The organism is Mesorhizobium sp. WSM4310 (genome assembly GCF_007003935.1).
GTDB lineage: Bacteria > Pseudomonadota > Alphaproteobacteria > Rhizobiales > Rhizobiaceae > Mesorhizobium.
Genome location: NZ_VFTA01000002.1, coordinates 336378 through 363033, shown reverse-complemented (window position 1 = coordinate 363033; position 26656 = coordinate 336378). Strand labels below are relative to the sequence as shown.

The following is a 26656-nucleotide window of genomic DNA, read 5'->3' as shown; positions in this document are numbered from 1 at the left end:
TGGTTCCGGGTTTCCCCATCGCTATTTGGCTTCGGCGGCGGGTTGCCCGTTGCGAACATAGGCTTCGATCGCCGTGGCAAAAGTCGGCGAACCCGCCTTGCGCTGCTTGTCGACATAGCCGGCAAAATAACTCCAGAACGAGACGGCGTAGTCGCGGAAATAGGCATCGGTCACCTTGCGTGAGCACAGGTCGCCTTCGACGCAGAAGGACAGCCGGTTGAGGAAATAGACGATGCGGTCGAAATTCTCGCTGAAGTCGGCGAGCGGCATGTCGCCGCCTGAAACGCTCATCGCCTCGATGCCGATGCGCTGGCGGAACACCTGCTCCTCGGTCGGCGAAGGGTTGGCGCTGAGCAGATTGTCGTATTTGGAGTTGAGGGCGGCAAGGCGATCCTTCAACGCCCGTTGTGCCTGCTGGTAGTCCTTGGTTTCCCAGAGCTCGACCAGCGACATCGTCTGCTCGACGCGCTTCTGCTCCTGGTTGGCCAGGAACTGGTAGACCGAGAATGCCAGGGTGAAGATGATGGCGAAACGCACCAGCATGCCCGACCAGGCATAGACCAGCATGCGCCAGTCGCGATCGGTGAAGGGATTGCTCTCCTTCTTGATCTCATGGCTGCTCGGCCAGGGAAAACCTTCGGTGGTTTCCGGCAGCGTCTCCTTCGCCGCCGGCGCCTTTGCGGGCGCGGCCACCGGTGTCTGCTTTGTCGTGCCCCCCGGCTTCTTCATTTGCAGCTGTCCAGTTCGATGGTGGCGGAGGGATCAAGCACTATGCCCGGCGCTTCAAGCTGCTTTTTCAGGCATGCCAGCTGCAGACGCGAAACTATGAACTGCATGTCCGGCTCCGCCGGTGCCTTGTTGGGCGAGGGCAAGGCTTCGACGACGCCGCGCGAGGCGCAGCTCGAGAGATCGACCACCACCGCGTCACTGCTGGTTTTGGCGAACTGGTCGTACTGATCGAGGAAGCACGTCGCCAGTTCCGAATTAATGACCACCTGTTTGGCGCAAAGGCCGCAGCTGTCCTGTGCCGAGGCATTGGCGACCAGCAACAGGCCGCCGACAAGTCCGGCAAGCGTTGCGCGCCAGGAGAAAAAAGACTTCTTCACAATCGATCCTATCTGCTTCGTCGGCCGCTGAGCCCTTGGCCGCGGCTGGGGATGTTCTCATATCGCGCCGATCGCGCAAGAGCCTGATATACCAGGCCGTGAGGCCTTGGGGCCGAAGCTCAGGCGCGCGGCACCGTCTCCATCGGGAAGATCATCACTGCCCCCTTCGGGCCGCTCTTGCCGGCAAGCCGCATCACCGAACGGGTCGGCGGCGCCATGCCGATATCGGCGAGCATGTCGGAGAAGCTGGCAGGGCCGAGGCCGCGCGTCATCGCCGCGACGCCGTCCTGCGCCAGGAAGCTCAGATCTTCCTTCTCGCTTTCCGGCGGCGCCTCGGTCAGCACCGCGATCATCCGTTCCATGCCGAAGCTGGTGTCGGTGAAGGCGAGCAGCCCTTCCTCCAGCGTGGCCTGCGGGGCCAGGCGTTCGGCGACGATGTGGGTGATCGAATAGTCGCTGCCGACATAGAGCACGTTGATGTCGACCAGCTGGTCCGAGCTGTTCTTGGCCAGCACATGCACCTCGTCGCCCGGCGAGACGCGCGGCACTGCGGAAGCCTGCAAGGGTTCGAGCCCGTCCTTGTCACGGCGCTTGACCTGGAACTGCACGTCGACATCCGCGGGCTTGTAGTCGGAGGCGGCCGCCAGCCGCGACAGCCCGGTGGCGCGGTAGATGGTGCGCAAATTCCTGGTCGTGGCGTCGGCCAGCTTCTGGCGGTCGTCCGGGTGGATGATAATCAGCGACGGCCTGCTGCCGTCCTTCAGCGTCACGTCGCCCGACGCCGGGAGGAACCACAGGGCCGGCTTGTCGCTGGCGTCCTTGCCGACGCCCGCAATGGCATTCTCACGCATCACCGCGAAGCGCAGCTCGGCGCTCTTGCCCGGGTCGACCAGTTCGATGTAGAAGCCGGTTTCCTTGGCCGTGGCCAGCTCGTCGAGAACCGAATTGACCAGTTCGGTTTCTTTTTCGAGTCCCTTGGTCGCGGCCGGCCGAGCGACCGTGAGCCTGTAGTCGACGGCGATCTCCGCCACCCGCGCATAGGCGTTGGCAGGAATGTCGGCCAGTTTGAGTGCCGGCTTCTTCTCGAACTCGACCGGCTTGACGCGGCTTTCAAGGTTCTTGGCCGACTCCACCTCGAGATAGCCGACCGCATCGGACAGCGACGACAGCGCCGAGGGCAGGATGGCAAGCTTGCTGCCAGGCGTGAGGCGATGCAGCAGGCCGGCGCCGATCGTCGCCTCACCGTCCTTGACGACGATTGGCCACTGCATGACGGCGTCGGTCTTGTCGGTGCCGAAGACGCGCGCGTCGAGTTCGCCCTCGAACAGCGGCGTCGGCCGGGTGCGGCTGTCGGCCGAATATTGCTGCAGCACGGCCTGGCCGAGCTGGCGAAAGGTGACGTTGGGGTTTTCAGCGAGCTTCGACAGGATGGTGAAGGTGAACAGGCCGAAGCGCGGCGCATCCGCCGTTCCCTTGGGCAGCGGCATCTCCGGCGTCGTCTCCACCGTCTGCGCGGCATAGAAGGCAACCAGCTTGCCCTTGGTGATCGCTTCGCCGCCAGTCGGCGTCAGGTTGAAGGCGGGCTTGCGCGCGCCATTCTCGTCGAGGCCGCGCGAGGGGCTTGCGACCGTGTCCTCATAGACCTTGACGGCGGCCGCCCTGGCGGCCTCGTCGCCGCCGACCAGGTCGGCGAATTCGACCTTGCGCTCCAACTCGTCATCGACCTCGACGGCGCGTGTCGCGGTGCCGGAATGGCAGCAATCGAGGACAGCCCAGACAAAGGCGCCCTTGTTGCGGATGGCGTCGAGCGCATCGCCGATCTCATTGTCGACCAGCGCGTTCGGCACGCCGGCATCGCGATTGATCCATTTCTCGATGTCGACGGGCAGGAAGATCTCGTCGAGCCCGTCGGTCTCGTCGCCCTTGACCCTTTCCGGCTGCTGGGCGCCGTGGCCGGACAGATGCAGATAGACGAAATCGTCGCGCTGAACCTTGGCCGCCAGGTCGGCGAGCGCCGCCTTGATCGCCGCATGGGTCGGCAGGCCTTTGGCGCCGGGCACGTCCTTGGCAAGCAGCGTGACGTTCTCGGGCGCGAAGCGCACGGGGTCGGGCACGTTCTTCAGCAGGTACTCATGCACCAGGCCGGCATCGTTCTTCGGCCCGATCAGCCAGTTCCTTTGTGGCAGGGCCGGATATTCGGTGCAGGCGACCAGCAGCGCGTGATAGGTGCGCGATGCCGCAAGCGCCCGAAACGAGGGCGTACCGGCCGCCATCAGCGCGGACGTGCCGACAAGCAGCGTCCGGCGTGTCAATTTGATCATATTGCTTCCCCAAGCCCGATCGAATTTCCCAAGCGAAACCACCCTCGTCGAGGATTTTGTCAGTATTTTGAATGTCGCTGCGCCATCAAGCCTGCCGTCGTCAATGCGCCGGCACGTTATCGATCGGTCCGGGACAACAACAGAAGAGTAGCAAAGACGACGGTTCGTCGCTATCTGAATGGGATCAGGCGGTTTTCGCGGGCAAGCAGCCTGGAGATGGCGCAGGACAAGTTGGAACCGGACCATGGCGGCAAGGGATGTGCTGACGAAGAACCAGTTGTGCGTGCTCGAGAAGCTCGAGACCGCCAGCGGGCCGCTCAGCGCCTACACCTTGCTCGACCAGTTGCGCGAACGCGGTTTTCGCGCGCCGCTGCAGGTCTATCGCGCGCTGGACACGCTGGTGAAATCCGGCTTCGTGCACCGGCTGGAAAGCATCAATTCCTTCGTCGCCTGTGCCGAACCGCATGATCACAGCCATTCGATGACCGCCTTCGCCATCTGCGACACGTGCGGGCAAGTGACCGAGATGTCGGACCACGACGTCGACCACCGGCTGAACGAATGGGTCCATTCGACCGGCTTCGCCGCCAAGAAGGCGGTGATCGAGTTTCGCGGGACGTGCGCGAAGTGCCGGGCCGAGGCGGCTTAAGGTCTTCTCTTCGTAGGACGAAGCGGTGGCGCTAATGCGCCTCGTCCCAGTTGTTCGCCGCCCGCGCATCAACATGCAGTGGCACCGACATAGACACCGCCGGCATCGCCGCGTTTTCCATGACATGGCGCACGACCGGGATCGTCGCCTCGACTTCGGCCTCGACCGTCTCGAAGATCAGCTCGTCATGCACCTGCAGGAGCATGCGGGCCGACAGCTTGGCCTTGTCCAGCGCTTCCTCCATGCGCACCATGGCGCGGCGGATGATGTCGGCGGCGGTGCCTTGCAGGCGGGCGTTGATCGAGGCGCGTTCGTTGAACGCGCGGATCGAAGGGTTGGACGACCTGATGTCGGGATAATGGATGCGCCGGCCGAAGATGGTTTCGACAAAGCCGTGCTCGCGGGCATAGGCCTTGGTCTCCTCGATATAGTCGCGGATGCCGGGGAAACGCTCGAAATATTTCTTGATGTAGTTGCTGGCCTCCTCGCGCGGAATGGACAGCTGGTTGGCGAGGCCGAAGGCCGAGATGCCGTAGATGATGCCGAAATTGATCGCCTTGGCGCGACGGCGGACTTCCGAAGGCATGCCCTCGACGGGCACGTTGAACATTTCCGACGCGGTGATGGCGTGGATGTCGGCGCCGTCGGCGAAAGCCTGCCGCAATTGCGGGATTTCGGCGACATGGGCGAGCACGCGCAGTTCGATCTGGCTGTAGTCGGCCGAGACGAGCCGGTTGCCCTTGTCGGCGATGAAGGCGGTCCTGATCTTGCGGCCTTCGGCGGTGCGCACCGGAATGTTCTGCAGGTTCGGATCGGAGGACGACAGCCGGCCTGTCGTCGTCGCGGCCAGCGCATATGAGGTGTGGACGCGCCTGGTGTCGGGATGGATGAAACCGGGCAGCGCATCGGTATAGGTCGATTTCAGTTTGGTCAGCTGGCGCCAGTCGACGATCTTGCGCGGCAGTTCGTGGCCCTCGGCTGCAAGGTCTTCGAGCAGCTGCGCCGAGGTCGACCATTGGCCGGTCTTTGTTTTGGAGCCGCCGGGCAGGCCCATGCGGCCGAACAATATATCGCCGAGCTGCTTGGGCGAGCCGATGTTGATGCGCTCGCCGACGAGCTGGTAGATTTCTTCTTCCAGCCGGGCAGCACCCTGCGCCAGTTCGCCTGACAGCCTGGACAGTATCTGCCGGTCGACCGAAATGCCGCGCTGTTCCATGCGCGCCAGAACCGGCACCAGCGGCCGTTCCAGCCGCTCATAGACCGACACCAGGCCCTTGGCCGCAAGCCGGGGCTTCAACACCAGCCAGAGCCGCAGCGTGACATCGGCGTCCTCTGCGGCGTGCGCCGTCGCTTTGTCGATGTCGACCTGGTCGAAACCGACCGAACTCTTGCCGGAGCCGGTCACGTCCTTGAGCCGGAGCGGGGTGTGGCCAAGCCATTTCTCGGCAAGCTGGTCCATACCGTGACCGTGCGGGGTACCGGCATCGAGCACGTAGGAGATCAGCATGGTGTCGTCAAACGGCGCGACATCGATGCCGTAACGGCTCATGATGACGAGATCGTATTTCAGGTTCTGCGCGATCTTGAGGACCGACCTGTCCTCGAGCAGCGGTTTCAGCACCGCCAGCGCCTCGCGGAGAGGTATCTGGTTTTCGAGCGCGCCGCCGCCGAGCAGGTCACCATTGCCGCTCTTGTGGGCGAAGGGAATGTAGGCGGCGCGGCCGGGCGCCGTGGCCATAGCCAGGCCGATCAGTTCGGCCTGCATCGGATCGGACGAGGTGGCCCTGACGTCAAAGGCGACAATGCCGGCCTCCGTCGCCTCGGCGACCCAGGCTTTCAAGGTCGCGATATCGCGAATGCAGGGATAGGCCGCCGTGTCGATCTTGCTGGTTGCCGCGCGCTCCAGCCGCAAGGCTGAGAGCAGGGAAGGAGTATCGCCTTGCTTGGCCTTGTCCGCCGTCGGTGCGGCGGTTGCCTCGCCGTTGGCCTGGCCCGTCTCGGCACTGCCGCGGGCCACAGCCGGCGCTCCGGCGCCGACATCGGGGCCGTGGGCGTTGTCGGCGCGCTCGACGGTCACCGCGACGGCCTGGACGTCGCCGGCCTCGGTGCCGGTCGCTTCGGCCACGCGGCGGGTCAGCGAGGTGAATTCCATGGTCTTGAGGAAGCCGATCAGCTTTGGCCCATCCGGCGCGTGCAGGATGAAGTCGTCCAACCCCTCGGCCACCGGCACGTCGTTCTTCAGCGTTACCAGCTGGCGCGAGATCAGCGCCTTTTCGGTGTTGGCAATGATCGATTCGCGCCTCTTATCCTGCTTGATCTCGCCGGCGCGGGCGAGCAGTGCGTCGAGGTCGCCGAACTGCTCAAGCAGCTGCGCCGCGGTTTTCGGGCCGATGCCGGGCACGCCGGGCACATTGTCGACGGAATCGCCGGTCAGCGCCTGCAGATCGACCATCTTCTCCGGCGGCACGCCCCACTTCTCGATGACCTCAGGGATGCCGATCTGGCGGTCCTTCATCGGGTCGTACATGCCGACCGTATCGCCGACCAGCTGCATCAGGTCCTTGTCGGAGGAGATGATGGTGGTGTCGCCGCCGGCCTCGCAGGCCAGCCGGCAATAGGTGGCGATGAGATCGTCGGCCTCGAAGCCTTCCATCTCGATGCAAGGCAGGTTGAACGCCTTGGTCGCCTGGCGGATCAGGCCGAATTGCGGGATCAGGTCTTCAGGCGGCGCCGAACGGTTGGCCTTGTATTCGGGATAGAGATCGTTGCGGAAGGTTTTCGAGGAATAGTCGAAGATGACCGCGAAATGCGTCGGCACGATGCCTACATCGGTGTTGCGGGCATCCTGCATCAGCTTCCACAGCATGTTGCAGAAACCGGAAACGGCTCCGACCGGCAGGCCGTCAGACTTGCGGGTCAGCGGCGGCAGTGCGTGGTAGGCCCGGAAGATGTAGCCGGAGCCGTCGATAAGGAAGAGATGATCGCCTTTTTTCATGCCGGCAGGGATAGCGCGGCGCGGTGGCTTGGTCCATGCCAAACACATTGCCAGGTATCGGTTCCGTCAACACCCTGACAGACCGGGGGATGCAGGCCCGATCACGGGCACGTTACAAAAGTGTAACGTTGGTGCCCTTGAATCGCCACGTTCAGAGACCCAAATAGACCTCATCGGCAGTTTTCGCCGAAGTCCGGAGCAAGGCCCGTCCCCCGCCTATCCCGGACAACTGCGGCAGCCTATCCCCCCTCTCCGGGCTGCCGCATCGTTTCGAGTATGAGGCCGCCGTGGTTCCCCCTCCACCACGGCGGTCTTTTTTGGCCTGCGGCAGCCGACTCGCGCCGTGGTCCAATCGTCCCGGGCTTTTCGTTTCCCCACTCTGCCTTTACGGTTCCGGCACTGAATCGAAAGGCTTCACACATGTCCGCAGTTTCCCCCGTCCTCGACCGTCTCGACCAGAATCTCGACCAGAGCCTGGAACGCCTGTTCGGCCTGCTCAGGATCAAGTCGATCTCCACCGATCCGGCCTATGCCGCCGACTGCCGCAAGGCGGCGGAATGGCTGGTGGCGGAGCTCAAGCTGGTCGGCTTCGACGCCAGCGTTCGCGACACACCGGGACACCCGATGGTGGTTGCGCATCACGAGGGGCCGGCCGGTTCGCCGCATGTGCTGTTCTATGGCCATTACGACGTGCAGCCGGTCGACCCGATCGAATTGTGGGAAAGCGATCCGTTCGCGCCTGCCATCAAGCAGCTCGGACCCGACCACAAGGTGATCACCGGGCGCGGCGCGGCCGACGACAAGGGCCAGCTGATGACCTTCGTCGAGGCTTGCCGCGCCTGGAAGCAGGTGCATGGCAATCTGCCGTGCCGCGTCACCATCCTGTTCGAGGGCGAGGAGGAATCCGGCTCGCCGTCGCTGAAACCGTTCCTCGAGGCCAATGCCGAGGAGCTCAAGGCCGATTTCGCGCTGGTTTGCGATACCGGGATGTGGGATCGCGACACGCCCTCGATCTGCGTGGCGCTGCGCGGGCTGGTCGGCGAGGAGATCACGGTTAAGGCCGCCGACCGCGACCTGCATTCGGGCCTCTATGGCGGGGCCGCCGCCAACCCGATCCGCATCCTGGCCAGGGTGCTGGCCGATATCCACGACAAGGATGGCCACATTACCGTTCCGGGCTTCTATGACGGCGTCGAGGAAACGCCGACGCAGGTGCTGAAATCCTGGGAGACGCTCGGCGAAACGGCCGAGACCTTCCTCGGGCCTGTCGGCCTGTCCATCCCGTCGGGCGAAAAAGGCCGCTCGGTGCTGGAATTGACATGGGCGCGGCCGACCGCCGAGTTCAACGGCATCATCGGCGGCTATACCGGCAAGGGCTTCAAGACGGTGATCGCGGCGGAAGCTTCGGCAAAAGTGTCGTTCCGCCTCGTTCACAAACAGGATCCAGCCAAGATCCGCGCCGCCTTCCAGAAATTCGTCAAGGAGCGCATTCCGGCCGACTGCTCGGTCGAATTCCATCCGCATGGCGGCTCGCCGGCGATCCAGCTTTCCTACGACTCGCCATTCCTGGCCAAGGCCAAGACCGCGCTGTCCGACGAATGGCCCAAGCCCGCGGTGACGACCGGCAGCGGTGGCTCGATCCCCGTGGTGGGCGACTTCCAGACCTATCTCGGCATGGAATCGTTGCTGGTCGGCTTCGGCCTCGACGATGACCGCATCCACTCGCCCAACGAGAAATATGAGCTCTCATCCTTCCACAAGGGCCAGCGCTCCTGGGCCCGTATTCTCGATGCTCTGACGCGCTGAGCGGCGAAAAGACGTTTTCCTGTTGATTTTTCACCGGATCGCGGCGAGGACGGGGAACGCTGCGACCGGAGAAGACCATGGCCGACATCCGTTTCCACAAGCATGATTTGCCCGACCTTTCGCATTACAATGTCGGGGCGGTGGCCATCGACACCGAGACGCTGGGTCTGAACCCGCATCGCGACCGGTTGTGCGTGGTGCAGATATCGCCTGGCGACGGCAGCGCCGACGTCATCCAGATCGCACCCGGCCAGAAGAAGGCGCCGAACCTCGTCAGCCTGCTGAAGAACCGCGGCGTGACGAAGCTGTTCCATTTTGGACGCTTCGATCTTGCCGTGCTCTACAATGCCTTCGGGGTGATGCCCGAACCGGTGTTCTGCACCAAGATCGCCTCGCGGCTGACCCGCACCTATACCGACCGGCACGGGCTGAAGGACATCTGCTTCGAGCTTCTCGGCGTCGGCCTGTCCAAGGCGCAGCAATCTTCGGACTGGGCGGCCGAAACGCTGTCGCCCGAGCAGCTCGAATATGCCGCCTCCGACGTGCTCTATCTGCACCGGCTGCGGGATGTGCTGGCCGGGCGGCTGGCGCGCGAGGGGCGGACAAAGGAGGCCGACGCCTGCTTCCGCTTCCTGCCGACGCGGGCCAAGCTTGACCTGATGGGTTGGGGCGAAGAGGATATCTTCGCGCACAGCTGACCGCCTTCGCGACATCCGCGCCCGACGGCCGGTTGGGAACCAGATGCCAGCCGTCGCGTTTCTGTGGGCTGGAAAAGGGGATGATATGGCCGACAGAAAGCCGATTGCAACCGCGCCGACCGATGGCTCCAAGGTCACAGTCACCTGGAAGGACGGCGACGGCGTCATCAACGATTCCATCGGGCAATATCGCGATGATGGCTGGTGGGTCTACACCGACAGCCACACGCAAAAGAAGGTCGAGCCGACCAGCTGGCGGCCCGCTTCCAGCGACGACGATTAGCTTTGACGCAATCCCCGAGGGAAAGCGCTGCGCGCTTTTCCCGGGAAAAACCGCTTTACCCTTTTCCTGGAATTGCTCCAGCGAGCGCCGCTGGCGGGGCCAGCTGCTTTCGAATAGCCTGAAGCCGTTGATATCGGGGCCGATTCGGAGCCTTTCGCTCCGCGCTCGCCCCCTTGCTCGGAGGAAATCGCCATGGGCGTAGAAAGCCTTCTCGTCTTCATCATCATCGGTGCCATCGCCGGCTGGCTTGCCGGTCTCATCGTTTCCGGTTTCGGCTTCGGCCTCATTGGCAACATCATCGTCGGCATCGTCGGCGCGTTCATCGCCGGCTGGCTGTTACCGCGGATCGGCTTCTCCATCGGCGGCGGCATCATCGCTTCCATCATCTACGCCACGATCGGCGCCATTATCCTTCTGGTGCTGGTCAAGGTCCTGAAACGAGCCTGAGGCTCGAAACGACAAAGGGCGCGCCATGAAGCAGAATACGCTCTACCTCATCATTGGCGCGCTCGTCGTCGTGGTCATCGCGCTCGGCGTCTATGTCTACCGCGAGCAGACCAAGCCGAAGGGCGTCGAACTCAAGATCGACGACAAGGGCATTTCGATCCAGCAGAACTGAGTTCCCGTCGACGGGGCGCGGCGTCAGGCCCGACACCGGGCGCGCCGGCGTCCTGCAGCACGCCGGCCATCCGCATGGCGTGCGCTTTACAGGCCATGATCGGCACATCGCCGTCGCCGGCAGCCGGATGGTGGATGTCTATGACGGCGACGGTGACTGGAGCGGGCATCGCACGCCGGCGCGCTAGGTGACCATGCTCGACGAGGACGCCTTCCTGCGCGGCAGGGCCAGCCCCGAGGAAGGCCGCCCGAAAGGCCTTGATATCGACCGGTCGAACAGCGTCGTGGCGATGACCTGCGAGGAGCAGACGCTGGCCCTTTTCGCGCTGTCGTCGATACGCGGAGGAGTTGAAAACTGCCGGCAAGACGGGGCCATTGCATCGGCGTAGTCCCGGAAGCGCCATTATCCCGGCATGGAATTAGAATGACGGATCGGCGCTCTGGCGCTATAATGCGGATACAGGGCGTTTGGGATCAACCAACCTATTGCTAGGAGGTTGCCATGAAACACCAAACACTAGACCAACTGCATGCAGTGGCCGAGGTCAACACACAGCTGGTAATGAGCCGAACCCAACGTCTCATACGTTGGGCCGAGCTTCTTGAACGTGAGCCCAGCCGGCTCCTGATGGCGCTTGCCGGGACCGAATACCGCGCGCCGGCGGAACGCGATGTCATGCGAGCCGATAGCTCGCCGATAGCGGTTGCCTTCACTGACCCCATATTGCACGACGAGGGTCTGAAAGACGACAGTTATGGCGAAGCCAAGCGATTCTTCGAGCTGACCGACCACCAACTGCACGAGATCGTCTGCTACTGCCATGTCGGCGAGGTTATGCAATCGTCGAGGGCAGCGCTCTCGGTTCGTGCGGCGATCGGCTGATGTCCACCAGGTGATTGCCTGGTGACGGGTGATTTGGGGTGCGGTCGAACGCGTAGCCGCGACCATTTGCGATCGCGCCCCAACATGGAACATGTCCGCGACCGCCTGGGTCACGGCTGAGAATGGTTCGGGCCTTGGCGCCCGGACAAAATGCCACGGCGAGGATTGTTCCATCGCGGCGGGCGCGATCGTTTGCCAGCACCAAAATCAGGGGCTCGAACAACGCGATGACCGCAGGCCCAAGGCATTTGATTATCAATCGCCTCGAATTTTTCCGACTTAACCCGCCCTTAAATCGCCGCATCTACTCTGCAACCGGAGCGCCATTGGCACCGGGGACAGCAAGCGCAGCGCATGGCGAACCGCAGAGACAGCCGCATCGAGCCCAGTTTCGAGGGACCGCCGCAGGCGCGATCCCAGCCGGGTCTTTCGGTGAGCGAGGAGGACCGCGTCGTGCCGAGCAACCGCAAAGCCTCCGCAAAACGCAAATCGTCGCGCGGTGGGCGCGGCAGGAGCCGGCGCGGCCTGTTCGGCGTGCTCGGCCGTCTGTTCTACTGGTGCTTCGTGCTTGCCATCTGGGGCGGCATCGCGGTGGCGGGCGTCGTCGTCTATTACGGCGCCAAGATGCCGGCGGCCACCACCTGGTCGATCCCCGACCGTGCCCCCAACATCAAGATCGTCTCGGCCGATGGCCAGTTGCTCGCCAACAGGGGCATGAGCGGCGGCGAAGCCGTCGGCCTGCACGAAATGTCGCCTTACATTCCCGAAGCCGTCATCGCCATCGAGGACCGCCGGTTCTATTCGCATTTCGGCGTCGATCCGATCGGCCTGTCGCGCGCCATGGTGACCAACCTCATGGGTGGGCATTTCTCGCAGGGCGGTTCGACGCTGACGCAGCAATTGGCCAAGAATCTGTTCCTGAAGCCCGACCGCACGCTGGAGCGCAAGGTGCAGGAGGTGCTGCTGGCGCTGTGGCTGGAGCACAAGCACACCAAGGACCAGATCCTCGAAATGTACCTCAACCGGGTCTATTTCGGCTCCGGCGCCTTTGGTGTCGAGGCGGCTTCGCGGCGTTATTTCGGCAAGAGCGCGCGTGACGTCACGCTCTCGGAAGCGGCGCTGCTTGCGGGCTTGCTGAAAGCGCCGTCGCGGCTGTCGCCGGCGCGCGATCCGAAGGCCGCGGAGGAGCGTTCGCAGCTCGTGCTCGCGGCCATGCGTGAAGAGGGCAAGATCAGCGACAAGGAGCTGAAGACGGCGCTCAGCGCGCCGGCGACGCGCGCGCCGTCCTATTGGACCGGCTCGGAAAACTATGTCGCCGACACCATCATGGAAGAACTGCCCGACCTGATCGGCGACGTGCGCGGCGACATCGTCATCGACTCCACCGTCGACCTGAACCTGCAGAAACTCGCCGAGCAGTCGATCCGCCGGCTGATCGACGAAAGCGGCAAGAAGCTCAACGTCACCCAGGGCGCGCTGGTGTCGATCGACGATTCCGGCGCGGTGCGCGCCATGGTCGGCGGCTACGACTATTCGACCAGCCAGTTCGACCGTGCCTCCGAGGCGCGGCGGCAGCCCGGCTCGGCGTTCAAGCCGTTCGTCTACATGGCGGCACTGGAAGCCGGCCGCACGCCCGACAGCATCCGCAACGACGCGCCGATCAAGATCGGCAACTGGACGCCGGACAATTACGGCGGCAAGTATTTTGGCAAGGTCACGCTGGCGACGGCACTGGCCAAGTCGCTGAACTCGGTCGCCGCGCAGCTGACCATGGAGGTCGGGCCGAACGCGGTGCTGGAAGCGGCGCACCGCATGGGCATCCAGTCCGAACTGCAGGCCAACACCTCGATCGCGCTCGGCACCTCGGAAGTGACGCCGCTGGAGCTGACGTCGGCCTATGTGCCGTTCGCCAATGGCGGCTACAAGCCCGACATCCACTTCATCCGCCGCATCACGACCGCCGAGGGCAAGGTGCTCTACGACAGCGCCGGCGGCAGCGCACCGCGTGTGGTGAAACCCGAGATCGTCGGCATGATGAATTCGATGATGACCGGCACCGTCGAGGTCGGCACGGCCAAGAAGGCGGCCTTCGCCTGGCCGTCGGCCGGCAAGACGGGCACCAGCCAGAATTCGCGCGATGCCTGGTTCGTCGGCTATACCGCCAATCTCACCACCGGTGTGTGGTTCGGCAATGATGATGGCACGGCGATGAAGAAGGTCACCGGCGGCGCGCTGCCGGCGCAGGCCTGGCACGAATTCATGGTTGCCGCACATGAAGGCGTACCGGTGCGGCCGCTGCCCGGCACCTGGAAGTCGACGCCGGCCGATACGATAGTGCCCGACGACATACCGTCGGCCGACAACAACCAGCCAGCGCCGGTTCCGTCAGCCTCGGTTGGCCAGCAGGCGCCAGCCGCACAGGCAACCCAGGCGCCGGCGCCGGCCCGGGTGGCGCGGCCTGCCCAGACCGTCGACGCGGATGGCTTCAACATGCCAGCGGATGATGGCACCACTGCTTCGGTCGGCCATCCGGTGCCGCCGGGCAATGTTGGCGGTCCGTTGAAGAAGAGGAAGCAGACCTCGATCCTGGATATTCTGGGCGGCGGCTGACGGCGATCGCCCCGGCGGTTCGCAGCGGCGTCAATCCGCCTCTCGCCAGCGCCACGGTGTTCGGCTACACCTCCGGCCGGAGACCGTGACATGGCCGAACTCGACACCAGAAAAACCATCGTGCTGACCGGCGCCAGCCGTGGCATCGGCCATGCCACGGTCAAGCGCTTTTCGCGCGAGGGCTGGCGCGTCATCACCTGTTCGCGTCAGGCTTTCGCCGAGGATTGCCCGTGGCCGGCAGGTCCCGAGGACCACATCAAGGTCGACCTTGCCGATCAGGAAGATGTCGGCATCGCCGTCTCGGAAATCCGCCATCGGCTGGAAGCACATGGCGGCCAGCTCAATGCTCTGGTCAACAATGCCGGCATTTCGCCCAAGCTGAAGGACGGCAACAGCCGCATGAACTCGATCGACACGCCGATGCATGTCTGGCGCGACGTGTTCCAGGTCAATTTCTTCGCGCCGATCATGCTGGCGCGCGGCCTGTTCAAGGAGCTGGCGACGGCCAAGGGCTCGATCGTCAATGTCACCTCGATCGCCGGCACCCGCGTGCATCCCTTCGCCGGCACCGCCTATGCGACATCGAAGGCGGCTCTCGGCTCGCTGACGCGCGAGATGGCGCATGACTTTGGCCCGCACGGCATCCGCGTGAACGCCATTGCACCCGGCGAGATCGACACGGCGATCCTGTCGCCAGGCACGGAAAAGATCGTCGAGACGATCCCGCTCAGAAGGCTGGGCACCACGGCCGAGGTCGCCGACATCATCTTCTTCCTATGCTCGCAGCAGGCGTCCTATGTGACGGGCTCGGAAATCCACATCAATGGCGGCCAGCACGTGTGAGCAAGCCGACTTCGGCTGGGGTTGCTCATCCGGCCATGGTGAGAACAGCTTTGCCGCTGAAGCTGCGCTGCCGCAGGGCTTCAAGGGCCTGGGCAATATCGGTCCACGGCACGGTCAAGGCGATGCGGGTCTCCAGCCGGCCGGCCGCGGCCAGGGCGAGCAGCGCGGCGATATCGGCGCCAATGCCTGAGCCGGACGTGTAGTAGGCGAAGGTCTGAAGCCGCGCCCCCTCATGGCCCGGAACGAACTGGCGGAAGCCGATGGGCGTGAGCTCGCCACTGCTTGAACCGAGCATGACGATGGTCCCGCCGGGCGCGACGCGTTCGATCGCGCGGGCGAGGCTTTCGCCGCCGACCGACTCGGTGATCAGCGAAAATGGTCCCTCGGCCAGCTCGATCGCCTCGACCACCTGCTCGGCGCCGAGATCGCGGAGATCGCCGGCATGCCGGGCGGCGGCGATTGCCGTCGCCGAGGCGCCTTGTTCGCGGGCGATCTGGATCTGGAAACGGCCGACCGCACCGCTCGCGCCGGTGATCAGCACCCGTTGGCCGGCCAGATCACCGCCATGGCGCAAGGTCCTCAGCGCTGTCGTGCCCGCCACGGGGAGCGTGGCCGCGGAAACGTAGCTGACCTCATCCGGCAGGACGCAAGGCTGTGGCTCGTCCACCTCGGCGAGTTTCAGTCTGACGGCATTGTCGGAAGAGATGGTGAGGGCGAGCATGGGGTACACCTTTGCCGATTGGCGAGAACGACCCAAGCCTATCGATTTGTGCTGACGAACAATCTGGATGTAAGGGCAATTCATCGCTAAAAACCGTCAATGATGAGACAGCCGCTTCGCTACCCATGGCTCGATTTCGACGTCGATGACGTCCTTGCTCCGGCGATCGCCGTGCGCGTCGACGTCACCGAGACCAAGGCCGAGGTGTCGGATCATTGGCATCGCAAAGGGCAACTCGTCTTCGCGCTTGGCGGCGGCGTCACCTGCCGCGTGCCCAGTGGCCTCTGGATGGTGCCGCCGCACTGCGGCGTGTGGGTGCCAAGCCGCATGCAGCACAGCAACATCGCGACGGCCAATGCGCGGATTTTCTTCGTCTATATCGAGCCAGGCGCGGCTGTGCTGCCGGATCGGTGCTGCACGCTTTCGATCTCGCCGCTGCTGCGCGAACTGATCATCGAACTGTCGGACTGCGCGCCTGATGACGCGCGGTGCGCTTTCCTGGGAAGCGTCGTGCTGGCCGAACTGCCCGATATGCCTGTCCAGCAACTGCATCTGCCGTTATCCTCCGAGCCGCGCCTGAAGCGGATCGCGGAAGCACTGGCGAACGATCCTGCCGATCGCAGCACGCTGGCCGAATGGGCCAAGCGTGTCGCGCTCAGCGAGAGCAGCCTTGCTCGTCTTGTCGTCAAGGAGACAGGCTTGAGCTTTGGCCGCTGGCGCCAGCAATTGCACCTGATCGTTGCGATCAGGGAACTGGCTTCGGGCGCCAGCGTTCAGCGGGTTTCGGGCGATCTCGGCTATGAGTCCGTCACAGCCTTCATCACCATGTTCAAGAAGGCGCTCGGCAAGCCTCCCGCACAGTATCTCAGCAGCATCGCACGCAATGGCGGGTCCGCATTCGTGCGGTGATCAGGCGGCGGACGGTTCGGTCGCAGATGGCTTGTGACCGAGCACCTCTTCGACGATGCCGCGCGCGATTTCGCGCTCGCCCATGATCACCGTGTCGGCGCCGAGCCCCTTGAGATGCTCGACCTCGGCATCGGAATGGGCCCGGGCGACGACGTTGACGCCGGGGTTGGCGGCGCGCGCCCTGAGCACGATCTGGCCGGCTTCGAACGCATTGGGGATGGCGAGGATCAGCCGGCTGGCGCCTTCGGGATTGGCGGCGGCGAACACTTCGGCGTTGGCGGCATTGCCGGCGACGCTCTCGACGCCATCGGCCTTCAGCTTGGCCAGTGTCTTGTCGGCGTCCTCGATGACGAGGAAGGGCAGCGCTGCTTCTTTCAGCGCCGCGCCGACAAGGCCGCCGACACGGCCATAACCGATCAGGATGGCATGGCCGGTAAGCGCCGTCTTTGGCGGCGGGCCGCCTTCCTGTTGGGCTGTTGCGACGACCGAGGCGACCTGGCCCGGCTCGGTCGCCGGACCGACCGCCTTGGCGTCCAGCGGTGGCGCCGTCCTGGCGGCGCGGGCCTCCAGCCACGGCTTCATCCAGTCGATGACCAGGAACATCAGCGGGTTGAGCACGATCGACAGGATGGCGCCGGCCAGGATCAGGTCGCGGCCCTGTTCGGGCAAGAGTTTCAGCCCGACGCCGAGTTCGGCCAGGATGAAGGAGAATTCGCCGATCTGGGCAAGGCTCGCCGAAATCATAAGGGCTGTCGCCAGGGGATAGCCGAAGGCGACGACGATGACGAACGCCGCCAGCGACTTGCCGATGACGATAATGGCCAGTGTCGCCAGGATCGGCAGGCCGTTGCTGAGCAGGCTGAACGGGTCGAACAGCATGCCGACCGAGACGAAGAACAGCACCGAGAAGGCGTCGCGCAGCGGCAGCGATTCTTCGGCCGCGCGGTGGCTAAGCTCGGATTCGCTCATGATCATGCCGGCGAAGAAGGCGCCGAGCGCCAGCGAGACGCCGAACAGTTTCGCCGCGCCGAAGGCGACGCCGAGCGCAATGGCGAGCACCGAGAGACGAAACAATTCGCGTGACCCGGTATGGGCGACGTAGTGCAGAATCCAGGGGATCACCCGGCGGCCGACCACCAGCATGACGACGACGAAAGCGGCGACTTTGGCGAGCGTGATGCCGACGACGCCCCAGATGCCGTAGCTGGCCGGCAGTGACAGCAGGCCGCTCGAGTGCACATCCGCCTGTTCCTGGCCACCGAGCACGCCGGCAAGGGCCGGCAGCAGCACCAGCGCCAGAACCATGGCCAAATCCTCGACGATCAGCCAGCCGACGGCGATGCGGCCGCGTTCGGTCTCGATCAGCCGGCGTTCCTGAAGCGCGCGCAGCAGCACCACGGTCGAGGCGACCGACAGTGCCAGGCCGAACACCAGCCCCGCGCCCATCGACCAGCCGAGCATCCAGGACAGTCCGGCGCCGAGTGCCGTGGCAAAGCCGATCTGGACGATGGCGCCGGGCACGGCGATGGCGCGGACCGACAACAGATCCTTCAGCGAGAAATGCAGGCCGACGCCGAACATCAAGAGGATGACGCCGATCTCGGCCAGTTCGTTGGCAAGGCCGGCATCGGCGACGAAACCGGGCGTATTCGGCCCGACCAGGACGCCGGCTACGAGATAGCCGACCAGCGGCGGAATGCGGAAACGGTTGGCCAGAGCCCCGAAGACGAAAGCCAGCCCCAGACCGGCGACGATGGTGGCGATAAGGGGCGTGTCATGCGGCATTGTCTATGGAGCGCCTTTCAAGTTTGCGATGTCGGATGTGCGCCGCCCTAAGCCGCCGCCTGTTTTGCAATATGGTGGAAGGGGTGACGGTGATGCAACCCGCAGGTGCGAAAATCGACTGTGCGGCGGCAAAATGCTCGACCGGCGGCCGAGAGGCCGCCGGTCCGTTTTTGCACTCACTGTTGCGTTGGCTTTGGGATCCATCGCCTGCGGTCAGGCTGCTTGCAGCATGGCCTCGATCTCGGAGATGGCGTGGTTGGTCATGGTTTTTGGAATTTCAGCCGTCACCTTGTCACCGACCGCTTTGTGCAGCTTCTTGCGCATGGCGCCGAGCATCACCGGCGGGGCGACAAGCACGATGCTGTCGAACTCACCACCATGGGCGAGCTTGTAGAGCCGGGCCGCGATCTCTTCCGCGAAGCGTTCCTTGCCGATACGGTGCCAGTCGGTATCCTCGACGGCGCTGCGGTGTACGGACGGGCCGTCATTGTACCGGCCCGGGCTGTCGCTTCCCTGTTCGCGGGTGGGCGGGTTGTCCTGTTCCATCACCTGCACGACTTCGAGATTTGGAAACTTGTTGTCGCCGGCATTCTTGAGCAGGAGCGCTTTTTCACCGTCGGCCACCAGGACCCAGATGCCGTGCCTCAGTTTGATCGTGTCCATGAAAGCGCTCCTTTTGATGAATGGCTACGCTTCGGAACGCGTATCAACCCGGCAACGTTCCACCCCCCTACGGCGAAGCGACGGCGGTGCCGCCAACGGTTGAACAGGCGATCCGTGAGTGGGCGACTTTAATCTACTGAATTGGTAGAAATTAGAAAAAACTGTTTTGCCAGATAGAGGGCAGGTGGCTAAAAAGACCTGAAATCAAGGATCGCTTCAGGGACGTGAATCCGCCCGCACCGCGGATGTGGAATATTTTTCTCCTGTCTTTCGCAGTTGCGAAAAAGCGATTGCCTGCCATCACAGGATGCGCGAGTGCTTTGCTTCTGGTTTTTCGCGCCCCGGCGTAAAACTGCGACACTGTTCCTGGATTGCTTTTCCCATGCCGCAGGCCAATGCCAAGCTCAATGCCTTCCCCGTCTTCGTGCGGGTCGAGGGCGAAGCCGTGGCCATCGTCGGCGCCGGCGAGGAAGCCCTCGCCAAAGCGCGGCTGATTGGACAGTCGAGCGCGGTGCTACGCATCATCGCCGAAAATGCCGAGCCGGAGCTGCTTGCCTTTGTTGCCCAGTCCGGCGCCAACCATGTCGCGGCAGCTTATGACGCCTCGCAGCTGGAAGGCGCGGTCATGGTATTTGCCGCCAGCGGCGACGAGGCGCTCGACCGCCGTGTCGCAGCCGATGCGCGCGAACTGGGCATTCCGGTCAATGCCGTCGACCGGCCGGAACTCTGCGACTTCTTCACTCCGGCGCTGGTCAACCGTGCGCCGGTCGCCATCGCCATCGGAACGGAAGGCGCCGGCCCGGTGCTGGCCCAGATGCTGCGCAGCCGCATCGATCAGATGCTGTCGCCATCGCTCGGTTCGCTGGCGACGCTCGCCGCCTCCCTGCGTGGGGCAGCCGAGAAATTGCTGCCGAAAGGCAATGCCCGCCGCCGCTTCTGGAACAGCTTTTTCCAGGGTGCGCCTGCCCATGCCATGGAAGCCGGCCAGCTGTCGCAGGCGCATGACGCGGCGGTGGATCTTCTGCTATCGAACGCACCCGCTTCGGGCCACATCGCGCTGGTTGGCGCTGGTCCGGGCGCCGAGGATCTGCTGACGTTGCGTGCCCATCGTCTGCTGATGGAAGCCGATGTCATCGTCCATGACGCGCTTGTGCCGGACGCGGTCGTCGCCATGGGCCGCCGCGATGCCGAGCGCCTGCCGGTCGGCAAGCGCAAGGGTTGCCACAGCAAGAGCCAGGCCGAAATCAACGCGCTGCTGGTGGAGCTTGGCCGGCAGGGCAAGCGCGTGGTGCGGCTGAAGTCGGGCGATCCGCTGGTGTTCGGCCGCGCCGGCGAGGAAATGGCGGCACTGCGCGATGCCGGTATCGCCTATGAGGTGGTTCCAGGCGTCACCGCTGCCTTTGCCGCCGCCGCCGATTTCGAACTGCCGCTGACCTTGCGCGGCGTCTCCTCGTCCATGGTCTTCACCACCGGCCACGACCTCAAGGGCAATTCGTTGCCCGACTGGGCCAAGCTCGCGATTTCCGGCGCCACCGTCGCCGTCTATATGGGCCGCTCCGTCGCTGCCGAGGTTGCCGGCCGGCTTATCGAAGCCGGCCTGTCGCCGGACACGGCGGTGGCCGTGGTCGAGAATGCCAGCCTTGCTAACCGGCGCCGTTTCCACGGCACGTTGGCCGACCTGCCATCGCTGGAAGCGCGTGGCGATCTTTCCGGGCCGGTCATGACCATCATTGGCGATGCGGTCGCCGGCGCCAACTTCGAACGGTCCGAACCGCTTGCGGCAGCACACAGGAATGAAGGCGCGGCCAAAGCCACCAGCGAGAGAGTTCAGCCATGAAGATACTGACCGCCAACCGCCTGACGGATGGCATCGCCGTCTGGTACGCCGATGGCGGCTGGGCCGAGACGGTGGGCCAGGCCGATCTTGCGCATGACAAGGCGGCCGAGGATCGCCTCGAGGCGATCGGCGCCAAGGCTCATGCCGACAATGAAGTGGTCGACGTCAATCTGATCGACGCGGAAGTCGTCGACGGTGTCGTCGAGCCGGTGCGGCTGCGTGAAAAGATCCGCGCCGCCGGCCCGACCATCCGCGGCGATCTCGGCAAGCAGGCCGAGCGTGCGGCATAGCCAGGTTTGAGTGAAACGGGCGGACGCGCCCTGAAAGACGAAGCATGTACCGTTACGATGAGTTCGACCACGATTTTGTCCAGGCCCGCGTCGCCGAGTTCAGCGACCAGGTCCAGCGCCGGCTGTCCGGCGAGATATCAGAGGACCAGTTCCGGCCGCTAAGGCTGATGAACGGCGTCTACCTGCAGCTGCACGCCTATATGCTGCGTATCGCGGTGCCCTATGGCACGCTGAACGGCAAGCAGCTGCGCATGCTCGGTCACATCGCCCGCAAATACGACAAGGGCTACGGCCATTTCACCACGCGCCAGAACATCCAGTTCAACTGGCCGGCGCTGTCGGACATTCCGGCGATCCTGGCCGATCTGGCGAGCGTCGAGATGCACGCCATCCAGACCAGCGGCAACTGCATCCGCAACGTTACCGCCGACCACTTCGCCGGCGCCGCCGCCGACGAGGTCGCCGATCCGCGTCCCTATGCGGAGATCCTGCGGCAATGGTCCTCGGTGCATCCGGAATTCTCGTTCCTGCCCAGGAAATTCAAGATCGCGGTGACCGGGGCAGAGCGCGACCGAGCCGCCATCCAGACGCATGATATCGGCCTGCACCTGAAGAAGAACGCCGCCGGCGAGCTTGGCTTCGCCGTCTATGTCGGTGGCGGCCAGGGCCGCACGCCGATGGTGGCAAGGAAAATTCGCGACTTCCTGCCGGAAGCCGATCTTCTGTCCTACTGCACGGCGATCCTGCGCGTTTACAACCTCTATGGCCGCCGCGACAACAAGTACAAGGCACGCATCAAGATCCTGGTGCACGAGACCGGCGTCGAGGAAATCACCCGCCAGGTCGAGACCGAGTGGCAGGCGTTGAAGGACGCCGAGCTGAGGCTGCCGGATGCCGATATCCGCGCCATCCAAGCCTATTTCGCGCCGCCGGCGCTCACCGATCGGCCGGAAGGCGACCAGGCGGTCAAGCTGGCGCGTCTTGATTCCAAAGGCTTTTCGGAGTGGCTCGACCAGAATGTGGTGACGCATCGCCATCCCGACTACGCGGCGGTGACGATCTCGCTCAAGGGCATCGGCGAGGTGCCGGGTGATGCTTCGGACAGCCAGATGGAAGCAGTCGCCGACATCGCCGAAAAATACGCCTTCGACGAGCTGCGCGTAAGCCATGAGCAGAACCTGATCCTGCCGCATGTGGCGCGCGCCGACCTCAAGGCGGTCTATGACGCGCTGGTCGATATCGGGCTGGCGACGGCCAACTCCAATTTGATATCGGACATCATCTCGTGCCCCGGCCTAGACTATTGCGCGCTGGCCACCGCACGCTCGATCCCGATCGCGCAGGAAATCTCGCAACGTTTCGCCTCGCTGGAGCGGCAGCGCGAGATCGGCGAACTGAAGCTGAAGATCTCCGGCTGCATCAATGCCTGCGGCCATCACCATGTCGGCCATATCGGCATCCTCGGCGTCGAGAAGAAGGGCTCCGAGCTCTATCAGGTGACGCTGGGCGGGTCGGCCGACGAGAACACGTCGGTCGGCGAAATCATCGGCCGCGGCTTCTCGTCGGAAGAGATCACCGACGCCATCGAGCAGATCGTCGAGACCTATCTCGGCCTTCGGCTCAACCCTCAGGAAAAATTCATCGACGCCTACCGCCGTGTCGGTCCCGCGCCGTTCAAGGAGGCGCTCTATGCTGGCGAAACCAAGGCCGCTTGACCATATAGCCGACGCCGATGACGGCGTGGGCCCCCCCGCCAAGGCGGCGGGACTTGACGCGCTCTACGGCCACCTGAAGCCGCTCGAGATCATCGAGCGCTCGGCCCGCGAACTGTTTCACGACGAGATATCAGCCGTGTCGTCCTTCGGAGCGGATTCGGCCGTGCTGCTGCACATGATCGCCGAGATCGACCGCACGCTGCCGGTCATCTTCCTCGACACCGGCAAGCATTTCGAAGAGACGCTCGGCTACCGCGACGCGCTCGTCGCCGATTTCGGGCTGACCAACATCCAGGTCATCAAGCCCGAGGAGGCGGCGCTCGCGCGGATCGACCCGACGGGCAATCTGCACCAGAGCAACACCGATGCCTGCTGCGACGTGCGCAAGGTCGAGCCGCTGGCGCGTGGCGTGGCACCCTTCCGCGCCTGGTTCACCGGCCGCAAGCGTTTTCAGGCCTCGACGCGGGCAGCGCTGCCGGTGTTCGAGGCGGTCGGCCCGCGCATCCGCATCAATCCGCTGGCCCACTGGACGACCTCGGACCAGGCAGACTACATGCGGGCGCATGCGCTGCGCGAGAATCCGCTGGTCGCTTATGGCTATCTGTCGATCGGCTGCTTTCCGTGCACGCAACCGGTGCAGCCGGGCGAGGATGCGCGCAGCGGCCGCTGGGCCGGTCATGCCAAGACCGAGTGCGGCATTCACCTGTCGGGACTGGAGAAGTCGCTGACCGACGCATCACTATAGGGTATGCTGATATCCAGCCGGCCTGCGAACGGCGACCTCCCCGGAGGCCGCCGGTTTTGTGCGGGAGGGGCTCTCAGCGGACCTGGATCTTGGGACTTTAGGAATTTTGATGACCGAAACGGCGACACCGGAGACCCGGCTCTGGACCCCGCAGGGTTTTCGCGAGGACGAGTGGGCCCATGCCGAAAGTGCCGACGCGCTTTCGGGCAATGGCCGCTTCATCCTGCCGCTGCAGGCGTTCCTCGACCTTGATCCGGAGGTGCGCCGGTCCGCCAAGGAGCGGCTCGGCGTGGTGCTGCAGCCCGGCGATCAGCTCGAGAAGATAGCCGACCTGCTTGACCAGCTGTCGCTGGTGGCGCTGGTCTTCCCGGCCTTCAGCGATGGGCGCTCCTTCTCCAAGGCCGAACTGCTGCGCGGCCGCTACCACTTCGAGGGTGCCGTTCGCGCCACCGGCCAAGTGCTGGTCGATCCGTTGCCGCATATGCTGCGTCTCGGCTTCGACGAGTTCGAGATTTCCAACCCGGTGCTGCTGAAGCGCCTGCAAGAGGAACGCACCGGCGGCTTGGGGCTTTACTACCAGCCAGCCGCCGTGCCGGAGCCCAAGGGCCCGAAATATTCCTGGCGGCGCGTTCGCAGCTGACGTTGGGGTAATTCCACCCATCTTTACATAGGCCGTAATCGAGCCTTCTCTTGGTCATCCGGACGGAAACATCCGCCGGGTGCGAGGGAGGAAGTCATGGATTTCGACTATGTCATCGCCGGCGGCGGGTCCGCCGGGTGCACGCTTGCCGCGCGGCTGTCCGAAGATCCATCGAAAACGGTCTGCCTGATCGAAGCCGGCGGCGCGGGCAGCAACCTGCTTATCCGCGCGCCGGCAGGCATCATTGCATTGTTGCCGGGCCGGCCAAAGATCAACAACTGGGCGTTCGAGACGGTGCCGCAGCAGGGCCTTGGCGGCCGCAAGGGTTACCAGCCGCGCGGCAAGGCGCTGGGCGGATCCAGCGCCATCAACGCCATGCTCTATACGCGCGGGCACCGCGGCGATTACGACGAATGGGCCGAACTCGGCTGCGACGGCTGGTCATGGGACGAGGTGCTGCCGTATTTCCGGCGGGCTGAAGGCAATCAACGCGGCGCTGATGCCCTGCATGGCGGTGAGGGGCCGCTGCGGGTTGCCGAGCAGCAAGAGCCACGTCCGCTCTCCCGGGCCTTTGTCGAGGCCTGCGGCGAAAACCAGATCCGCCGCAACGATGATTTCAACGGCGTCGAACAGGAAGGTGCCGGACTTTACCAGGTGACGCAATTCTGGGGCGAACGTCGTAATGGCGAGCGCTGCTCGGCGGCCGCTGCCTATCTGCGACCGGCCATGAACAGGTCGAACCTTACCGTCATCACTGGTGCGCATGCCACGGCGGTCATCCTCGATGGCAAGCGCGCCACCGGCGTGCGGTATCGCGCGGGGAAGGGCGAAGCCGTCGCGAAAGCCAGGCGCGAGGTGATCGTCTGTGGTGGCGCCTTCGGTTCGCCTCAGCTCCTGTTGCTGTCGGGCATTGGCCCGGCCGCCGAGCTTGCCATGCATGGCATTCCGGTCATTCATGAACTGCCCGGTGTTGGCAAGAACCTGCAAGACCACCTCGATTTCATCATGGGCTGGACGTCAAGGGATGCCGACATGATGGGCATCGGTCTGCGCGGCCTACCTGGCCTGCTGCGGCACATGCTGCGCTGGCGGAAAGATGGCGGCGGTATGATCGCCACGCCCTATGCCGAAGGCGGTGCCTTCCTCAAATCCGATCCGGCGATGGAACGGCCCGACCTGCAACTGCATTTCTGCATCGCGATCGTGGATGATCATGGCCGCAAGCTGCATATGGGATATGGCTTTTCCTGCCATGTCTGCGTGCTGCGGCCACATTCGCGCGGCGAGGTCGGGCTGTCGACTCATGATCCCATGGCACCACCGCGCATCGATCCGCGCTTTCTTTCGGACGAACGCGACGCCGGGCTTTTGCTCCAGGGTGTCAGGATGATGCGCGGTATCCTGGAGGCGCCGGCGCTGGCCAGATATCGCCACAAGGAAATCTACACCGCCGGTGTTTCGAGCGACGCGGAGTTGATGTCCCACATCCGTGCCCGCGCCGACACGATCTATCACCCGGCCGGCACCTGCAAGATGGGCGTCGACGACCTGGCGGTGGTCGATCCGCAATTGCGGGTCCACGGGCTTGAAGCCTTGCGGGTCGTCGACGCCTCGGTGATGCCGACGCTGATCGGCGGCAACACCAACGCTCCGACCATCATGATTGCCGAGAAGGCGGCCGACATGATCAAGGCCGCCGCCTGACCGCGGCTCTGGTCGAACCAGCGAAGCTATTTTCGTCTGCCGAGAAGCGCCTTCGGACGAGAAGGCGGAAAACTGGTCATACCAATTTGGCGATTTGCGCTTTCCCTGCGACCCTCCTGCCCTTAGGATAGAGAACATTATTTCGCGACCCGAAATAAATATGGCCACAAGGGAGGAACCAGGAATGGCTGGCAAGAAGATATTGATGCTCGTTGGCGAGTTCAGCGAGGAGTATGAGATTTTCGTCTTTGAACAGGCCATGCATGCCGTCGGCCACATCGTGCATGTCGTCTGCCCGGACAAGAAGGCCGGTGATATCCTCAAGACTTCGCTGCACGATTTTGAAGGCCACCAGACCTACACGGAAAAGCCCGGCCACGACTACATCCTCAACAAGACGTTCTCCGAGGTGGACCCGGCCAAGTATGACGCCGTCTACGCGGCGGGCGGGCGCGGTCCCGAATACATCCGCATCGACAAGCGGGTGCAGGCGCTGGTGCGGCATTTCCACGAGGCCGGCAAGCCGATCTTCACCATCTGCCATGGCGTGCAGATCCTGATTGCGGTCGACGGTGTGGTGCGGGGCAGGGAAGTGGCGGCGCTCCACTATTGCGAGCCGGAAGTGACGCTCGCCGGCGGCATCTACATCGACGTCGCGCCGACCGGCGCCCATGTCGACGGCAATCTGGTGTCGGCCAAGGGTTGGCCGGGCCTGTCCAACTTCATCCGTGAGTGCCTGAAGGTGCTTGGCACCGAAATCCGCCATGGCGAGATCCTGATGCGCGAAGAGCGCCAGGCCGCCTGAACAGGGGTTTGCTTCCGCCGCCGCGCCACG

Annotated in this window: 25 protein-coding genes; 18 read left to right on the top strand and 7 right to left on the bottom strand. The window is 64.2% G+C overall.

Going from position 1 to position 26656, the window contains the following annotated elements; all coding sequences use genetic code 11:
* Positions 1 to 21: 21 nt before the first annotated feature.
* From FJV80_RS04810 to FJV80_RS04800, 3 genes are all read right to left on the bottom strand, one after another.
* On the bottom strand, positions 22 to 729 hold the full coding sequence (locus tag FJV80_RS04810; RefSeq protein ID WP_142875678.1) for a hypothetical protein: 708 nt from the start codon (positions 727 to 729) through the stop codon (positions 22 to 24).
* Positions 726 to 1106 carry a hypothetical protein gene (locus tag FJV80_RS04805; protein WP_142875677.1) on the bottom strand — a complete coding sequence of 127 codons (381 nt, stop codon included), beginning with the start codon at positions 1104 to 1106 and terminating at the stop codon, positions 726 to 728. Before FJV80_RS04805 ends, FJV80_RS04810 begins: the two co-directional genes overlap by 4 nt.
* Positions 1107 to 1225: 119 nt before the next feature.
* Positions 1226 to 3427 carry a caspase family protein gene (locus FJV80_RS04800; RefSeq protein ID WP_246688901.1) on the bottom strand — a complete coding sequence of 734 codons (2202 nt, stop codon included), beginning with the start codon at positions 3425 to 3427 and terminating at the stop codon, positions 1226 to 1228.
* 244 nt (positions 3428 to 3671) lie between these two features.
* Between FJV80_RS04800 and FJV80_RS04795 the strand changes: the two genes are divergently transcribed.
* The gene (locus FJV80_RS04795; protein WP_032931728.1) at positions 3672 to 4076 is read left to right on the top strand and encodes a Fur family transcriptional regulator; all 405 of its coding nucleotides are present in this window, start codon (positions 3672 to 3674) and stop codon (positions 4074 to 4076) included.
* A gap of 31 nt (positions 4077 to 4107) precedes the next feature.
* On the opposite strand, the gene polA is transcribed toward FJV80_RS04795, so the two are convergent.
* Entirely contained in the window at positions 4108 to 7071 is a 2964-nt protein-coding gene (polA, locus tag FJV80_RS04790) for a DNA polymerase I (RefSeq protein WP_185975136.1), read from the bottom strand.
* 420 nt (positions 7072 to 7491) lie between these two features.
* Here polA and FJV80_RS04785 point away from each other — a divergent pair, with 420 nt between their 5' ends.
* The 9 genes from FJV80_RS04785 to FJV80_RS04745 all read left to right on the top strand — a co-directional run bounded on the left by FJV80_RS04785 (position 7492) and on the right by FJV80_RS04745 (position 14812).
* Entirely contained in the window at positions 7492 to 8877 is a 1386-nt protein-coding gene (locus FJV80_RS04785; RefSeq protein WP_142875675.1) for a M20/M25/M40 family metallo-hydrolase, read from the top strand.
* Between the two features lie 77 nt (positions 8878 to 8954).
* Positions 8955 to 9575 carry a ribonuclease D gene (locus FJV80_RS04780; protein WP_095787082.1) on the top strand — a complete coding sequence of 207 codons (621 nt, stop codon included), beginning with the start codon at positions 8955 to 8957 and terminating at the stop codon, positions 9573 to 9575.
* Between the two features lie 85 nt (positions 9576 to 9660).
* On the top strand, positions 9661 to 9858 hold the full coding sequence (locus FJV80_RS04775) for a hypothetical protein (RefSeq protein ID WP_142875674.1): 198 nt from the start codon (positions 9661 to 9663) through the stop codon (positions 9856 to 9858).
* 192 nt (positions 9859 to 10050) lie between these two features.
* Positions 10051 to 10305, top strand: a complete 255-nt coding sequence (locus FJV80_RS04770) for a GlsB/YeaQ/YmgE family stress response membrane protein (protein ID WP_142875673.1) — start codon at positions 10051 to 10053, stop codon at positions 10303 to 10305.
* Between the two features lie 25 nt (positions 10306 to 10330).
* Positions 10331 to 10477, top strand: a complete 147-nt coding sequence (locus FJV80_RS04765) for a hypothetical protein (RefSeq protein ID WP_019861232.1) — start codon at positions 10331 to 10333, stop codon at positions 10475 to 10477.
* 187 nt (positions 10478 to 10664) lie between these two features.
* Positions 10665 to 10865 carry a hypothetical protein gene (locus FJV80_RS04760; protein ID WP_185975135.1) on the top strand — a complete coding sequence of 67 codons (201 nt, stop codon included), beginning with the start codon at positions 10665 to 10667 and terminating at the stop codon, positions 10863 to 10865.
* Positions 10866 to 10978: 113 nt separating this feature from the next.
* Positions 10979 to 11359 (top strand): hypothetical protein, encoded by a 381-nt coding sequence (locus FJV80_RS04755; RefSeq protein WP_095772457.1) that lies wholly within the window; start codon positions 10979 to 10981, stop codon positions 11357 to 11359.
* 354 nt (positions 11360 to 11713) lie between these two features.
* Positions 11714 to 13969 carry a transglycosylase domain-containing protein gene (locus FJV80_RS04750; RefSeq protein WP_142875671.1) on the top strand — a complete coding sequence of 752 codons (2256 nt, stop codon included), beginning with the start codon at positions 11714 to 11716 and terminating at the stop codon, positions 13967 to 13969.
* 90 nt (positions 13970 to 14059) lie between these two features.
* On the top strand, positions 14060 to 14812 hold the full coding sequence (locus FJV80_RS04745; RefSeq protein ID WP_019861229.1) for an SDR family oxidoreductase: 753 nt from the start codon (positions 14060 to 14062) through the stop codon (positions 14810 to 14812).
* Positions 14813 to 14837: 25 nt separating this feature from the next.
* Here the strand turns inward: FJV80_RS04745 and FJV80_RS04740 are convergent, their stop codons facing one another.
* On the bottom strand, positions 14838 to 15533 hold the full coding sequence (locus FJV80_RS04740) for a zinc-binding dehydrogenase (RefSeq protein ID WP_142875670.1): 696 nt from the start codon (positions 15531 to 15533) through the stop codon (positions 14838 to 14840).
* A 102-nt stretch (positions 15534 to 15635) separates the two neighbouring features.
* Here FJV80_RS04740 and FJV80_RS04735 point away from each other — a divergent pair, with 102 nt between their 5' ends.
* Positions 15636 to 16442, top strand: a complete 807-nt coding sequence (locus FJV80_RS04735; RefSeq protein WP_142875669.1) for a helix-turn-helix transcriptional regulator — start codon at positions 15636 to 15638, stop codon at positions 16440 to 16442.
* On the opposite strand, the gene FJV80_RS04730 is transcribed toward FJV80_RS04735, so the two are convergent.
* Both FJV80_RS04730 and FJV80_RS04725 read right to left on the bottom strand, forming a co-directional pair.
* On the bottom strand, positions 16443 to 18227 hold the full coding sequence (locus FJV80_RS04730) for a cation:proton antiporter (RefSeq protein ID WP_142875668.1): 1785 nt from the start codon (positions 18225 to 18227) through the stop codon (positions 16443 to 16445).
* Positions 18228 to 18440: 213 nt separating this feature from the next.
* Positions 18441 to 18890, bottom strand: a complete 450-nt coding sequence (locus FJV80_RS04725) for a host attachment protein (protein ID WP_095772461.1) — start codon at positions 18888 to 18890, stop codon at positions 18441 to 18443.
* Between the two features lie 382 nt (positions 18891 to 19272).
* Between FJV80_RS04725 and cysG the strand changes: the two genes are divergently transcribed.
* From cysG to FJV80_RS04690, 7 genes are all read left to right on the top strand, one after another.
* The gene (gene cysG, locus FJV80_RS04720) at positions 19273 to 20727 is read left to right on the top strand and encodes a siroheme synthase CysG (RefSeq protein WP_142875667.1); all 1455 of its coding nucleotides are present in this window, start codon (positions 19273 to 19275) and stop codon (positions 20725 to 20727) included.
* Positions 20724 to 21017, top strand: a complete 294-nt coding sequence (locus FJV80_RS04715) for a DUF2849 domain-containing protein (RefSeq protein WP_095772463.1) — start codon at positions 20724 to 20726, stop codon at positions 21015 to 21017. Before cysG ends, FJV80_RS04715 begins: the two co-directional genes overlap by 4 nt.
* 44 nt (positions 21018 to 21061) lie before the next feature.
* On the top strand, positions 21062 to 22732 hold the full coding sequence (locus FJV80_RS04710; RefSeq protein ID WP_142875666.1) for a nitrite/sulfite reductase: 1671 nt from the start codon (positions 21062 to 21064) through the stop codon (positions 22730 to 22732).
* Positions 22707 to 23477 carry a phosphoadenylyl-sulfate reductase gene (locus FJV80_RS04705; protein ID WP_142875665.1) on the top strand — a complete coding sequence of 257 codons (771 nt, stop codon included), beginning with the start codon at positions 22707 to 22709 and terminating at the stop codon, positions 23475 to 23477. Before FJV80_RS04710 ends, FJV80_RS04705 begins: the two co-directional genes overlap by 26 nt.
* 109 nt (positions 23478 to 23586) lie before the next feature.
* On the top strand, positions 23587 to 24117 hold the full coding sequence (locus FJV80_RS04700) for a DUF934 domain-containing protein (protein ID WP_142875664.1): 531 nt from the start codon (positions 23587 to 23589) through the stop codon (positions 24115 to 24117).
* Between the two features lie 96 nt (positions 24118 to 24213).
* On the top strand, positions 24214 to 25821 hold the full coding sequence (locus tag FJV80_RS04695; protein ID WP_142875663.1) for a GMC family oxidoreductase N-terminal domain-containing protein: 1608 nt from the start codon (positions 24214 to 24216) through the stop codon (positions 25819 to 25821).
* Between the two features lie 184 nt (positions 25822 to 26005).
* On the top strand, positions 26006 to 26626 hold the full coding sequence (locus FJV80_RS04690; RefSeq protein WP_095772468.1) for a DJ-1/PfpI family protein: 621 nt from the start codon (positions 26006 to 26008) through the stop codon (positions 26624 to 26626).
* Positions 26627 to 26656: the final 30 nt, after the last annotated feature.